Source organism: Microvirga sp. RSM25, from assembly GCF_044784385.1.
Taxonomy (GTDB): Bacteria; Pseudomonadota; Alphaproteobacteria; order Rhizobiales; family Beijerinckiaceae; genus Microvirga; species Microvirga tunisiensis.
Window position 1 is genome coordinate 579,165 of sequence record NZ_CP173040.1, and the last position, 13,848, is coordinate 593,012.

General features: G+C 61.6%; 14 protein-coding genes. 2 read left to right on the plus strand and 12 right to left on the minus strand.

The window, feature by feature from the left end:
- Position 1 precedes the first annotated feature (1 nt).
- Positions 2-367, plus strand: a complete 366-nt coding sequence (locus ACD578_RS28830; RefSeq protein ID WP_404294305.1) for a response regulator — start codon at positions 2-4, stop codon at positions 365-367.
- 1,219 nt (positions 368-1,586) lie between these two features.
- A complete protein-coding gene (locus ACD578_RS28835) occupies positions 1,587-1,871 on the plus strand; it encodes a DUF6894 family protein (protein WP_404294306.1) in 285 nt (94 codons plus the stop codon).
- A 217-nt stretch (positions 1,872-2,088) separates the two neighbouring features.
- On the opposite strand, the gene ACD578_RS28840 is transcribed toward ACD578_RS28835, so the two are convergent.
- The 12 genes from ACD578_RS28840 to ACD578_RS28895 form a co-directional block, all read right to left on the minus strand.
- Positions 2,089-2,325, minus strand: a complete 237-nt coding sequence (locus ACD578_RS28840; RefSeq protein ID WP_404294307.1) for a hypothetical protein — start codon at positions 2,323-2,325, stop codon at positions 2,089-2,091.
- 24 nt (positions 2,326-2,349) lie between these two features.
- Positions 2,350-3,069, minus strand: a complete 720-nt coding sequence (locus tag ACD578_RS28845; RefSeq protein WP_404294308.1) for a Crp/Fnr family transcriptional regulator — start codon at positions 3,067-3,069, stop codon at positions 2,350-2,352.
- Positions 3,069-4,673 (minus strand): nickel ABC transporter ATP-binding protein NikE, encoded by a 1,605-nt coding sequence (nikE, locus tag ACD578_RS28850; protein ID WP_404294309.1) that lies wholly within the window; start codon positions 4,671-4,673, stop codon positions 3,069-3,071. The genes ACD578_RS28845 and nikE overlap by 1 nt, the downstream gene beginning before the upstream one ends.
- Positions 4,670-5,539: an ABC transporter permease gene (locus ACD578_RS28855; RefSeq protein WP_404294311.1), complete on the minus strand. Its 870-nt coding sequence runs from the start codon at positions 5,537-5,539 to the stop codon at positions 4,670-4,672. Before ACD578_RS28855 ends, nikE begins: the two co-directional genes overlap by 4 nt.
- 3 nt (positions 5,540-5,542) lie before the next feature.
- Positions 5,543-6,505 (minus strand): ABC transporter permease, encoded by a 963-nt coding sequence (locus ACD578_RS28860; protein ID WP_404294313.1) that lies wholly within the window; start codon positions 6,503-6,505, stop codon positions 5,543-5,545.
- On the minus strand, positions 6,492-7,958 hold the full coding sequence (locus tag ACD578_RS28865) for an NAD(P)-binding domain-containing protein (RefSeq protein WP_404294315.1): 1,467 nt from the start codon (positions 7,956-7,958) through the stop codon (positions 6,492-6,494). The genes ACD578_RS28860 and ACD578_RS28865 overlap by 14 nt, the downstream gene beginning before the upstream one ends.
- 23 nt (positions 7,959-7,981) lie before the next feature.
- Positions 7,982-9,226: an acyl-CoA dehydrogenase family protein gene (locus ACD578_RS28870; protein ID WP_404294316.1), complete on the minus strand. Its 1,245-nt coding sequence runs from the start codon at positions 9,224-9,226 to the stop codon at positions 7,982-7,984.
- Positions 9,223-10,302, minus strand: coding sequence for an NtaA/DmoA family FMN-dependent monooxygenase (locus tag ACD578_RS28875; protein WP_404294318.1), 1,080 nt, complete (start codon positions 10,300-10,302; stop codon positions 9,223-9,225). The genes ACD578_RS28870 and ACD578_RS28875 overlap by 4 nt, the downstream gene beginning before the upstream one ends.
- Entirely contained in the window at positions 10,299-10,535 is a 237-nt protein-coding gene (locus ACD578_RS28880; RefSeq protein ID WP_404294319.1) for a hypothetical protein, read from the minus strand. The genes ACD578_RS28875 and ACD578_RS28880 overlap by 4 nt, the downstream gene beginning before the upstream one ends.
- A gap of 46 nt (positions 10,536-10,581) precedes the next feature.
- Positions 10,582-10,866: a hypothetical protein gene (locus ACD578_RS28885; RefSeq protein WP_404294321.1), complete on the minus strand. Its 285-nt coding sequence runs from the start codon at positions 10,864-10,866 to the stop codon at positions 10,582-10,584.
- A gap of 95 nt (positions 10,867-10,961) precedes the next feature.
- Positions 10,962-12,317 (minus strand): IS1380 family transposase, encoded by a 1,356-nt coding sequence (locus ACD578_RS28890; protein WP_404294322.1) that lies wholly within the window; start codon positions 12,315-12,317, stop codon positions 10,962-10,964.
- 76 nt (positions 12,318-12,393) lie between these two features.
- Positions 12,394-13,845: an ABC transporter substrate-binding protein gene (locus ACD578_RS28895; RefSeq protein WP_404294324.1), complete on the minus strand. Its 1,452-nt coding sequence runs from the start codon at positions 13,843-13,845 to the stop codon at positions 12,394-12,396.
- Positions 13,846-13,848: the final 3 nt, after the last annotated feature.

Here is a 13,848-nt window from a genome sequence, read left to right on the forward strand (position 1 = left end):
GATGTCCATGCTGAGTGGACTGCGCCTTCTCCTGGTGGAGGATGAAAGCCATGTGGCCATGCTGATTGAGGACATGCTGGCCGACATGGGCTGCGATGTGGTGGCAAGTGCGGCCAGAGTTTCAGAGGCCTTAAGGCTGATTGACGCGACGGACATCGATGCCGCCGTGCTGGATGTCAATGTGGCCGGCGAGAAAGTCTTTCCAGTGGCTGAGAAGCTCCGGGAGCGGGCGATCCCTTTCGTATTTGCAACTGGCTACGGAGCTGAAGGGGTGCGCGAGGATTTGCGTGCTCAGCCTGTCATCGCCAAGCCGTTTCCGCAGTCACAACTCGAAAAGGCCTTGATTAAGGTGGTCAAGCAGCGATGACGGGAACACGCCTGCTCCTCCCGTGAGCGACATCCGTTCCAGTGACCCGTGAGGTTGCTGCCGGCGCGCTCTGTCTCGTCATGCGGGAACTTGGACACCCATTTCAGGTCGATGATCGAGGACGTAGCGCACCGCAGGCCCGGCACGCTACCGGAAAATATGACCGTCCCGACGGCTCTGTCGCGCCTCCGCGACGGTCAGGAGAGTTCCGGCGGGGTGCCGGGAGTGTCGACTAGTACGACGCCAGCATCTCGTCCAACCAGTCTTTGCTGGCATCGTAGATATCCGCGGCGTGCTTGCGGGTGGTCTCGATGTCCTCCATGCCGCCGATGGTGCAGTGCTCCCGGGCGCGATGGCAACCGCGAAGTCGCAGCTGTTATCTGGGCCTCGAGCTCCCGCAGGGTGTAGCGCATCGCGCGGAACACGCCGTCGGTCCAGAGGATCGGCAGGAAGTTGTCATGCGCGAACGCCTCCTGGATCTCCCAAGCGATCAGCATGGTCTCGGCCTAGGAGATGATGAAGACGCGGATTCGGTGGATTCATTGCAAGTCAATGAGACGTGTGGACGTATCTGAGACGATCCCCAGCAGGTTGCTACAGCCATCGGCACAGGATGATTGAGCGGCCGCAAAGGGCTTATTCAATACCCGCAGTCACCCACCTCAGCGGCTGAGGTATGCTTCCCGAAGTGAGATCAGGCGCCGTAAGACACCTACCTGACCTCTCGCCTCATTGGATTAGTTCCATAGCGTTCCGTTCTTGGAATTATGCCGAGTGTTCACGACGCTTCACCTGCGCGCCAGGAGCAGTCAGAGTCCCTTTTGGAAAGTAGCGGAATGGATCAGTTCGCCCGCCCCTGCCACGTCGCACGATCCGGCGCCTCCTCAGCAGGGATCGACAGGCATTGCTGATCTGCTGGGGATAGCTTGCGTCACCGAACAGAGCCGCCGCTATCTCGGCCTCCGTCAGGCCCGGATTACGAGTAACAAGCACCTCGATCTCGTCAGCAACTGGCATTTTAGACCCCTAATCGGCTCGCGACAGAATAGGATTATAGTGCTCACGACAGTTCCATAAATGGCTCATCGGAATTTATGGATAGTATCCTCCTTATGCGCACGGGTCTGAGCTTCAGAGTCTCGTGTCTATTATTGTGAAAATGCAAAATCAGAGGAGAATTATCGAGGGGGGCTGAAGGGGGTCTGCAGGGGGTCTGCCCATGCCCCGTTACTTCTTTCATATCCACACAGAACACCGGATGATTTGGGACAGAACCGGGCTCGATCTGCCGGATATCCGGGGTGCGCCGGCTTCACAAATGGCGATGACCCTTTGGAGCGTAGGCCCTCGATCGAGAGCTTCAGATCGGCCAAATCCTGATGATCACCGACGAGAGGGGCCAAGTCGTGTTCGTAACTGCCGCCTGACTTTTAAAAACGGCGCGACAGACGCATTCCATAGAGGAATCCTGCGAAATTCGTGCGGTAGAACCGGGGTGCCGTGATCATCCCGGTTCTACCGGCTCTTGAGAAATTCGCCACGATAACTGTGCCGAGGCACGCTCCGCGCCCTCCTTGGCCTGCATACTATCTCAGTATAGTGCGCAAATTGCGAGAGTGTCTCACGTTGCTGTGGCTGAAAAGTTCGCTGACCCGGTGGCCATATAGGGTTGAGGCCAAGGCTCCTGTCTCACATCCTATGGATTTTCTCACTCGCTCGCGCTAGGCGCCGATGAGCGCGTTCCGCTGCATGAGCCGGCGGGCCAGCACCTGGGCGATGGTTCGGTACATTTCAGGGTGGCGCGAGGCCAAGTCCGCGAAGTCCGGTTCCGACAGGAAGGCCGCCACGCCATCCTCGGCGGCGAGCACCGAGGCCAACCGCTTGTGCGCCGGCGGGATCGTCGCCATCTCACCGAGATGGTTGCCCTGACTGCGCTTGCCGACCTTCCGGCCGTTCACCACGACGTCGCATGTGCCGGCTAATTAGCTGCGGGGCAGAAGGTGCTCGAAGGTGCGGCGGATGCGGCCGTAGCACTCGCAGGCCCTGCGCTCGAGCCCGGCCCGATTGCGGGCCGTGATTCCGCCCCGGCCCTGCGCAATCAGTCCGGCCCGATGGAGCGCCCGCGTGATGGTGCTGACGGTGGAGCGCTGCACGCCCATCATCTCGGCCAGAAGCTCGTGCGTCAGCGGCAGGGTGTCCCGGTCAACCCGGTCGTGCGTGCTCAGGAGCCAGCGGCAGCACCGGGCCTCGACGTCATGAACCGCGTTGCAGGCGACCGTCAGCAGCGTCTGGCTGATCAGCGCTTCGCTGGCGCACAGGAAGGTGTGCCGCAGGGCCGGACGGGTGGCGATCGCCTCGTGCATGCGCGCGGTGGTGATGCGGGAGGCGGTGCCCGGAAGCAGGACGATGTAGCGCCCCAAGGCTTTGCGGGTGACCACTGCGGTCACGATGCCCACCAGAGCCTCGCGGCCGAACACCCCCATCTCGACCGAGTGGCCGTCCGCCATGACGGTGACCAGCGACACGATGCTGTCATGCGGGAAATAGGTGTGGATGAGCGGAGCTCCTGTGTCATAGAGAACGGTCCCGCGCGCGAGGTCGACGCTCTCGAGATGAGCCTCCAGAGCGGCATAGTCGTCGGGATCCAGGGCCGCGAGAAAGCGGTTGGCCCGGTGGTCGGAGGACGTCGCGCCAGAGATCATCAGGCAACCCGTTCGAGTCCTTGAGCGGTCTCACATTCAACAATCCCGCCGTGAAGCATGATCAACACGCGATTACTAATGTGATCCACGACACCAAGATCATGGGAAATGAACAAATATGCGATGTGGGTCCGCGCCTGCAATTCCCATAGCAGGTCCAAGATCTGCGCCTGAATCGAGACGTCGAGAGCGGATACGGGTTCGTCGCAAACGAGAAGACGCGGTTTGGTGGCTAGCGCCCGCGCTATGGCAACTCTTTGGCGTTCCCCGCCTGAGAGTTCTCGCAATGGCTTGTCCAGATGCTTCTTTGGCAGGCCGACCCAGTCGAGGAGGTTCGCGATTTCCGCAACGCGATGTTCAGGCGTCAGATCGCGGGTTTCCTCAAGCGCTTCATTCAAGCTGCTCCGGACAGAATAACGGGGATCGAAAACGCCGAGCGTGTCCTGTGTCACGATCTGTATGTCTGAGCGTCTTGAGCGGCGTTCCGCTTCCGGAACACCCGACCAGCGTTTGCCCTCAAGCAGGATCTCGCCTTGATCCGGACGCGACAACCCCATGATAAGTCGGGCTAAAGTGCTCTTGCCGGACCCGGATTCCCCGACCAACCCAACCGTCTCACCACGACGAATGTCAAATGACACATCATTGACGACGCGTCTGCGCGTTCCGTCGGCATTGACGTAAGACTTGTCAATCCCGCTCACCTTGAGAACCACTTCTCCGGCTGATACGCGGCGCTCCGGCAACTTGCCCGCCTCTAGCGGAGCCGCCTCTAATTCCAAAGGAAGCGACAACCGAAAGCCGCGGGACCTTTCGGACGGGATCGCGCGCAAAAGCCGGCGGGTATAGGGGTGAGACGGACGACCAAGGATTTCAGTCGTCGCTCCGGCCTCGACAACCTCACCGTCCTTCATAACGATGACCCTGTCCGCGATCTGGCCGACGACGCCGATGTCGTGGCTGATGAGAATCATCCCGGCGCCGCTCTTGACCCGGCTCTTGAGCAAGGCGAGGATCTGCGCCTGCACGCCGACATCGAGAGCGGTTGTCGGCTCGTCGGCTAGGATCAGGTCCGGATTTGCCGCGATAGCCGATGCGATCAAGGTGCGCTGACGGAGTCCTCCAGACAATTCGTGGGAATATTGGCGCGCTCGGAGCTCCGGATCTGAGACGCCGACATCCCGCAGTAATTCGATGGCAAGGCGCTGAGCCATCGTCCTGCGAACGTCCCCGTGTGCGCGGAGCGCCTCGACCACCTCCGCGCCAACAGTTCTCAGCGGATCGAGTGAAACAAGCGCGTCCTGAAGAACAAGTCCGACTTCACGGCCACGGATCGCACGCCAGTCGCGGTCGCCGAGGGGCAGCAAGTCCCGCCCCTTGACCATAAGTCTGTTTGCCGCGACCTTCGCTCCACGCCCCGCAAGACCCACCAGCGAACGGACGGTCACCGATTTACCGGATCCGGACTCGCCTACAATGCCGAGGATTTCGCCACGATGGACATGCAACGAGACGCTTTTGACGGCTTGGACTGTCTGGCCGTTGCTCTCGAAGGAGACGGACAGATTTCTGATCTCCGCCAGAGGTTCCGGTGAAGTGCTCATGGCAGACCCCGCTTCTCGAAGATGGATTGCAGCCGTGTTCCGACGACCGTCAGAGCGATCACCAGCATGGTGATCAAGGCGCCAGGAAAAACACCTGCCCACCAGGCGATACGCAGATTGCTGATGGCTTCCGACAGCATCAGCCCCCATTCCGGCGTGGGCGGCTGCGGGCCAAGCCCCAGGAAGCTCAGCCCTGCGGCGCCCATGATGGCGTAGCCGAGACCCATGGTAGCAAGCACCGGCAGCGACCCCACTGCATTTGGGAGCACGTGACGGAGGATCGTACGGGACCGCTTCTGTCCCAGCGTGCGGACATGCTCGACATAACCGGAAACCATCACGGTGCGGGTTTGCGCACGAGTGACGCGGGCAAACTTTGGCACTGACGCCACGCCGATCGCGACGATGAGGTTCAACAGGCCCGGACCGAGCAAGGCGACGACCAGGATCGCCAGAAGCAACTCAGGAAAGGCGCCGATCACATCGAGGATACGCACGATCGCTCCATCGACTCCGCGCCGGCTGATGCCCGATAGAATGCCGAGCGGCACGGCGAGAAGCAACGCCAATGCCACGCTGCCGGTCCCGATCAGAACCGAGTAGCGGGCCCCATAAATGGCGCGCGCGAACAGGTCGCGGCCGAGCGAGTCGGTGCCGAACGGATAGGTTAAGCTCGGCGGCTTCAGCATCGCGGCGAAATTGGTGGCCGCGGGACTCCGCCGCGCCACCAGCTCCGGGAAGAGCACGACCAGAACGATGAAGGCTAGGAAACCCAATGCGATAATCAATGGTGCATCACCGTACCACGAGCGGATGCGGGACGAGGGACCGGCATCCGGCGAGGTCCTGTCTAGGATCGTCATCATTGATCAATGTTTCCCAAAATCCGGCGCATGACGCAGCCGTGGGTCGATGAATGTGCAGAGCACATCGACGATGCTGCTGACGCCGACGTAGGCAGCGGCGGCGAGCAGCGAGACGCCCATGACCACCGGCATGTCGCGCGACAGTACAGCCTTCACGGTCAACGTGCCGATACCGGGTCGTCCGAAGAGCTGCTCTACGACGAATGTCCCGGTCAGAAGGCTTCCCACGATCCATCCCGCAACCGTGATCGCGGGAATCGCCGCGTGGCGCAAACCATGTCGCAGGCTGAATCCGATGTCGGAAATGCCTCTCGCTTTCGCCGAGAGCGCAAACGGTTCCTCCAGCGCCCGATCGATGGCGCCGCGCATGATCTGGATAAGTTCACCCGCAACTTTGAGCCCAAGGGTCGCGCCCGGCAACAGAAGCGTCAAAAAGCCGTTCGACCCCACGACCGGCAGCAAGCCCAGCTGGAAGGACACAATGAACATCAGAACGATGCCGAGCCAGAATCCCGGCGTCGATACGAGGATGAGCTCGAGCAACGACGAAATGCGCGCGATCACCGGCCGGCCGGTGCCTGTGAGAACGATGACTGTAACCGCGACTGCAACCGCGATGACGGCTGCCGTGAGCGTCAGTTCGAGCGTCGGGCCAATACGGTCGCTGATGACCTTCGTCACGGATTGGGAGAGGATGTAGGAACGCCCGAGATCGCCATGCGCGAGCCTCGCGAGATAGTTCGCATATTGCTCGTGGAGCGGCTTATCCAGGCCCCATTCCGCTGTGGCCGCCTCGCGGGATACATCCGACGCCGCATCGCCGACGAGGGCATCGATGACATTGCCCGGAGCAAGCTGCAGGGAAAAGAAGATCAAAGTGGTCGCCGCAAAGAGGATCGTGGCGCCGGACACGACCTTGCGTGCCAGCAGCGCGACGGCCCCCAGGACGAAGCTATGCGTGCTCATGAGAGTTTTCCCCTAAGAGACCTGTTTTGAAAGCAGTCGGCCTCCAAATGCGGTGCAGGAAATGGTCTTCCGCCAATCCCTCCGGCGGCAAATCCGTTTGCAGCCGAACCACATGGGCTTGACGGTCCTGCTGGAACAGGTCGGCGGCGAGGGCTTCGGAAAGACGCGGCAGCAATCGGCGGATGCTCAAGACATCCCCGAGAATGCGGCCGAAGCTGACGAAGCCGGCGCCGTTGAAGACATGGATGTTGTGGAGATGAGGCGCCCCTCCCGGCATCTTCTCCTCCAGGCTGAAGCTTGGCCGCAGATAGGGGGCCTTCAGCAAGTGCGCGAAAGAGACGTCGGGCGGGCTGTAGCGGTCGCCCCATGTCGCGGCTTCTCCGATGATGGAGCTTAGCTCGGGCCTGCGGTCGAGATTGATCTCGAAGCCGGTCGCCGCCACAAGATAATCGAGCTCGAACTGCTCTCGCCCTGTCGTCAGCATGATGACGCCCCTATCATGCCTGACGCCGTCGACAGGTGCGCCGAGGTGCAGATGGAAGTTCTCATGTCCGGTCGACCGCACCACGGAATCAATCGGCGGCGGCGACCCGCGTTCCAGATAGCGTGTGGCGAGTTCCCAGCGCTCGCGGTCCGAAAGGGTGACGAAATAATCGCCGCCGGGATAGGCCGCCGACATGAAGCGTGCGACGCGCACCAGGTCCTTGCCACGGCTGAACAGGCGGACTTCCTTCGCGCCGTTTTCCAGCGCGGCTCCCGAATGGTCGAAGGCCGATGCTGATGCGCCGACGATGCCCACGCGCTTCCCCTTGAACCGAGCCGGATCGATAAGGTCGATACTGTGCGCATAAAGACCGGACGGCAGGCTCTCTGCGATGACGGCCGGCACGAACGGACGTCCTCCGCCAGCGAAGCCATTCGCCAGCACCAGCTTCCGCGATACGATTTCGCGGCGGCCGTCGGGACCGTCCAGGGTCAGTCGCAAGAATTGGTTTTCCGGCCGAACATCGGAGAGCTGGGTTTCGAAGTCGACGTCAATGGCGAGTGCCTTGCGATACCAGGTCAGGTACTTCGACCAGTCGGACGTGGATGGCCGAACAAGGTCGGCAAAGCTTTCAGGCTCATATTCGCGCTCATACCAGGCTTGGAACCCCAGTTCGCCGATGCCCAGCTCCGGGCCGGGATTGATTTTCGGCGTTCTCAACGTCGGCATGCGGGCACGGGTGGACCAGATGCCTTCATGGCCTTCCCGCGCGGCATCGATGATCCTCACCTTTCCGACGCCGATGCGGCGCAGCGAGAAGGCGAGCGCGAGGCCGCTCTGACCGGCCCCGACGATGGTGACGTTGGCATCGGCGTCCGGCCGACTGGTGACCCAATCGGCATGGAATGGGCCAAGTAATGCCAGTGCTCGCTGCACCGCGGCGGCGTGGATGTCGGATTTATCTGTCATGGATTTAAGTTCGCCAGATGTCGTCAAAAGAAGAACTTCGGAAGCGCCGCGGCGTTGACGAGATGGTCTCCGATGCTCCTCGCCTTGAATACACGCGGATTGTGCGACGCTATCGTGCGCGCATTTCGCCAATGGCGATCGAGGCCGAGACTCGTACTTGTCGCCGATGCCCCGCCGACGTCGAACAGCAAGGCTCCTGCCTTGAAGGCGATCTCGTCTACGGCGAGCTTGGCATGGCCTGCTTCCAGCGCACCGATCTGGTAGGCCGCATGGAAATCGCCGCCGTCGTGAAAGACGTGGCCAACTCTCGCAACGGACGGAGCGGCTGCCGTGACAATGGCCTTTGCGGCATAGGCATAGGAGGAAAGGTAGCCGATCTGCTCGAGGAGAAGCGGGTCTTCCTGGGGCACTTGTGCGGATGCGTGTTGATATGTCCGCTTTCGGGCCCGCAGGAGGTCGACTCCATCCTGCGCGATATCGCCGACAATGCCGGCAGCGACCGTGGTCATATAAAGCTGGGCGAAGGCGCTTTGCTTCGGGCTCATGTCGCCGGTCGAAAGATCCTCTGCGCTGATTTCATCAGGGTAAACGACAACGTTCTCGAAACTCGTCGTCCCGCTGCCGGTCAGCCTTTGCCCAAAGCCATCCCAGTCGTCGACAAGCGTGATCCCTTCGCGATCGGCCGGAATGTGCAGCCAGCGCCGCTTGCCCTCGATGGAGGTGGCGGACACCGCCAGATAATCGGCGAAGATCGCGCCGGTGCTGTAGAATTTCCGACCGTTCAGCACGTACCGGTCGCCGTCCGGCAAGATGGTCGTCCCGATCGCTCCCATTTGGGTTTCATTCCGTTCGGAATTGGCCCCGCCGATCAGCGCGCCTTCGACGATCTGGCGGACTTTTGTTTCTGTTTCAGACGCGTCGGCCGCATGGAGGAAATGTTCAACGTTCAGGTAGTGGTTCCGGAGCGCATGAGCCAGATTGGCATCGGCGAAACCCAGGGTGTAGATGAAGCGCAGCAGATCCTCCAGCCGCCAGCCATGGCCGCCGCACGCCTTCGGCACACGCACTGCGCCGAGACCAAGGTCCGCCAGGGCACGGGCTCCGGCTTTCGGGAGGGTTCGCGTCCGTTCGCGCTCAGCCGCTCCTGCGCGTAAGTGTTCCAAAAACTGAACCACATCGGGATGCGTCTCGAAATCCGGCGAGATCAGGCGTCCGCCGGCCGGCTGGACCACCCGATGATCGCGGGAAATGGTGGAGGCTATGCTCAATCGTCTACTCCCAAACCGTAGTGCCCGCGTAACGTGGTCGTTTCGTATTCGTGCCTGAACAGACCGCGCCTGCGCAGAATGGGCAGCACGTGATCGACGAAGTCCGCAGCACCTTTCGGAAGCTCCGCCGGCATGACGTTGAAGCCGTCGACGGCGCCTTCCTCGAACCAATGTTGAACCTTATCGGCGATCCGCTCGGGAGATCCGACCGCTGTCGCGTGAACGGTAACGGCGGACATCTGCGCGATGAGTTGGCGAACCGTCAGCTTGTGCTCCTTCGCGCGGCGCAACAAGGTCGGCGTGTGGCTGACGCCCTGCAGGGATTCCGCGGGGACGATTTCCCATGGCAGCTCGCGATCCAGCTCGCTGAGGGCCTCCTTCGGCAACCGCACATAATCCGACAGCAGGCTGACACCCGCTTCGGCAGGAATGAGGCTCAGCAGATAGTCGGACCGCGCCTTCGCCTCGGCTTCGGTGGAGCCGACCACAGTCACCAGCCCCGGCAGCAGCTTGATGGTGTCGGGATCGCGTCCGTAGGCTTGCGCCCTTCCTTTCAGCTCCGCGCGATAACGTCTGGCACCCTCGAGCTCCGGCTGCGTCGAGTATACCGCGTGCGCAAAACGGGCGGCAAGATCCGCGCCTCCTTCCGAGCCGCCGGCCTGAACGATGACGGGACTTCCCTGGGGGCTTCGCGGCGTGGCGAGCGGCCCCCTGACCTTGAAGTGCTCGCCGACATAATCGATCGGATGCACCTTCGACGGATCGATGTAACGTCCGCTTTCGGCATCGGCCAGGACACCGCCTGGCTCCCAGCTTGCCCAGAGCGCCTTCACGATCTCGACGAATTCCCGCGCCCTGGCATATCGCTGGTCTTTGGACAGAGCCTGATCGAGCGAGAAATTGCGCGCCGCGTCGTCGCCGGCCGTCACGACGACGTTCCAGGCCGCACGCCCCCTGCTGACCTGGTCGAGCGATAATATGCGGCGCGCAAGATTGTAGGGGGTATCGTAGCTGCTGGAGACTGTTGCGATCAGACCGAGCCTCGACGTAACCGCCGCGACATGGGACAGGATCACCGCGGGATCAAGCGGGCGAAACGGCTTGTACTCCGTGTTCGAAGAATGAGCCCCCCGTTGTCGGCGAGGAACAGGGCGTCCAACTTGCCGCGTTCGGCGATTTCAGCAAGTTCGTTGAAATGCTCGATGGAGATGAAGGATTCCGGCGGTCTTTCACCGGTTCTCCATGCCCCTGCATAGATGCCGCCCGGTATCGGGTTGAGGTTCAGAATGAGATGTCGCGGCTTCGTCATGTTTTTACGGCGTTTAGAGTTGGATGAATGCCCAGCATAAGACCCGTTATTTCAGCCAGATCTCATAGGCATAGGGGCCGGTATAGTTCCGGATGGGGGCGAAGCTGGTTTCAACATTGTGAACCTTGGCGCTCGCCGCCACGTTGGCCAGCGGCTCGACGATCGGCAGGACAAGCTTTTTCTCGTTCACAAGATAATCTTCGATCTTGGCGATGTACCCAGCCCGATCCTCGGCGGTGAGCGCTTCGTTCTGTTCGGCGAGGAGATCGTCTAGCCGATCGTATTCACTGAGTTTGTTGCAGTGACCTGATAGATGGCCCGGGCGCGCCAATCCGTTGCGTCTGTTTCACCGCGGCGAGGTTTGGAACGTGGGGAACGCGTTGCAGAGACGAAATGAGGTGAGCGGGGCGATGGCGGCCCCGTCGCTTATGGCGAGGCCGCCCGGGGCTGGGGTGCCAGAGCGCTCGCAAGACGGCGGACGAGATCCGCTTCCGGACAGCACGAGGCAAAGGCCAGTCGGATGCGGCTGGTGCTTTCCTGCACCCGCACGGCGATCTTGAGCAGGCGCAGCCGCAGCGTTGCGAACTCCGCCCGGGCGAGATCGCGAGTGGCTGGGATGGCCTCCCGCACTGCCAGCATCAGCCAATAGGCGGCCGTGTGCAGCACGAGGCGAACCTGATTGGCCACCGCGCGCCGGCACGAGGTCCGGTCGGAGGCAAGCTGTGCCTTGTGGAACTTGATCCAGTTCTCCGCCTGACCGCGGGCACAGTACAGGCTCTCGTAGATGACTCGCGGGCTGGTTCTGATCAGGTTGGTGACCACAAAGCGGATGTCGAGCCCGAGGCGGGTCGCCTCAATGCGGGCCACCACCCGTCGCTCGCACGACCAGCTTTTGGCCCGGTGCATCGTCTCGGCAAAGCCGCGAACGACCTCGCGATCCTCCAGTGCCCTGTGGGTGCGCACCGCATCCGCCACATCCTGGACTTTGGCGGTGAGCGGCCTCGTGCCGGCCAGCCCAAAGAGGTAGCTGAGGCCGTTCTGCTCGCAGAACTCCATGGCCTCGGGACGGGCATAGTGACTGTCGCCGCGGATGGTGATGCGTGTCGTCGGCCAACGGGTGCGGATGCGCCGCACCAACCGGCGTAGATGCGCCCGCACCTCGATGCCAGACGGCGTCTTGCCCGGCCGCAGCACGATGGCGACGGGGCGGCCGGTGGCGCTGTCGTAGACGTGGATCGGCAGAAAGCAGCGCTCGTCATAATGGGCGTTGAACAGTGACAGCTGCTGATGTCCGTGCACCACGTCACAGGTGTCATCGACGTCCAGCACCGCCCCGTCGGGCGGAGTGGGATAGCTGTCCATCCATTGATCCACCAGAGCATAGGTCAGCCGGATCGCATCGCGCAGGCTCGGGGCGTTCTCCAGGCGCGAGAGGGTCGGCTGCGAGGCCAGATCGGCCCCGGTCTCCGGCAAGTGGCCGCAGGCGAGCTTGAACGCCGGATCCGAGCGCAGCGGGCCGAAGTCGTTGCAATCCTCATAGCCGCACGCGATGGCGAAGATGCGGGCGCGGATCATGTCGGTGATCGCGTGTGTCACGCGGCTCGGATCGCGCCGATCGGGGATGAGGCGCGCCAGCCGCTCGGCGATCCCGAGCTGGTGCTCGGCCTGGGCCAGGAGCATGACGCCGCCGTCCGACGACAGGCGCCCACCGTCAAAGGCGGCGGTGATCTTCTTGCGGGATACGGCTGGAAACGAGAACGTCGGGGTTGTATCGTCCGTCATGGCGGGTGTGGCAGCCTTGAAGGGGTTGCAGGATCGGCTTCAGCAACCAAATCCTACGCTGCTTCAAGCGCTTAAGCTACATCCGCCAGCCTTCTCCAGCCCTCTCGTGCATAAGAACGGTTAGCACCCGGTCGGAGACCTTGGCGAAGTTCATTACGCCGTGGGATGAGAAGAGATTGATTAGGCTCTCGCCGAGGTCGTAGCCGCCGATCTGAGTATGGAAGAGCGAATATTTGTTTTCGGAGCGCTTGGCGAAGCCCTGCGCCATGTCGACCGTGTCGAAGGTGAGCTTGATGCCGGCATTTTCCCGAAGCACCTGCTGGGCGGCTTCGCCGAACAGCTTGTTGCGTCCGAAAAGACCACGGTCGAGCAAGACAAGTTCAAGCGCCTGACCCTTGTCATTGGTGCGGATGCCCTCCGCATTGCGCCCCGTCCAGCCTGCCTCGTCCAGCAGTGCATTGGCGCGTTCCACATTGTTGGAGTATGTGCCTTCGATCCCCTTGTTGTAGTATGTCGAGCCGGATGCGATCTGCGACCATGCGCGCTTCCCCGTCGACTGGTAGATGCCCGACACGAGCGCACCGAGATCAAGTGCTTCGCGGAAAGCCTCCCTCACTCGGATGTCGTTCGTGGCAAAGCCGTTCACGTTGAAGTACCAGGTCCACGGAACGCTGTTGTCCGGGCGGGAAATGAACTGGAAATCGGCGTTGTCCTGAAACAGCGGAATATCGTTTAGTCCGACCGCGGTGACGAAGTCCACTTGACCGGATGAAAGCAATCCTGCACGCACCGCCGCATCGGGGACGTAATCGATGACGAGGCTGTCGAGATAGGCGGGCCCATTATGCTTGGCGTCCGCCGCCGCCCAGTTGTATTTGTCAAAGCGCTTGTAGACCAGACGCTGATCCGGGATGAACCTTACCAGTTCGAACGGCCCCGTTCCCTTCAGTGAGTCGCCCAGGTTTTCCGGTTTCAGCGCCTTGATCGAAGAGGGCGACACAATCGCTCCAACCAGCGTGCCGATACGTGTCAGGAAGGAGGCATCAGGTTTGGCCAACTCGATCCGAACGGTGTAGTCGTCCAGCACGCGTGCTTCCTTGTAATGGTAAAGAAGGCTCGCCTTGTAGGACTGGATGCGCTGGAGCTTACTCTCGTAAAGGGAGTCGAAGTTGAATTTCACGGCCTGCGCATTGAACTTGTCTCCGTCCTGGAAGACGACATCGTCCCGCAGCTTGAACGTATAGACCTTTCCGTCATCGGAAATGTCCCACGATTTCGCCAGCCACGGATGGAATTGGCCCTTGTCGTCAACCCGCACCAGGGCCTCGAACTGATTCAGGAACGTTCCAATCCACGTGTTGTCGTGTGGGATGAGGTTATACGAGGTCAGGCGGTCGACAGCCACCCGGAGGGTCCCACCGGATACTGCGCCCGGCTCCGCGCGGGGGAGCGCCAGCGATTGCGCGGCAACCGGCACAGACAGTGCGAGAAATGAGGCCGCGACGAATGAAAGCAGTTTCTGACGCATGAT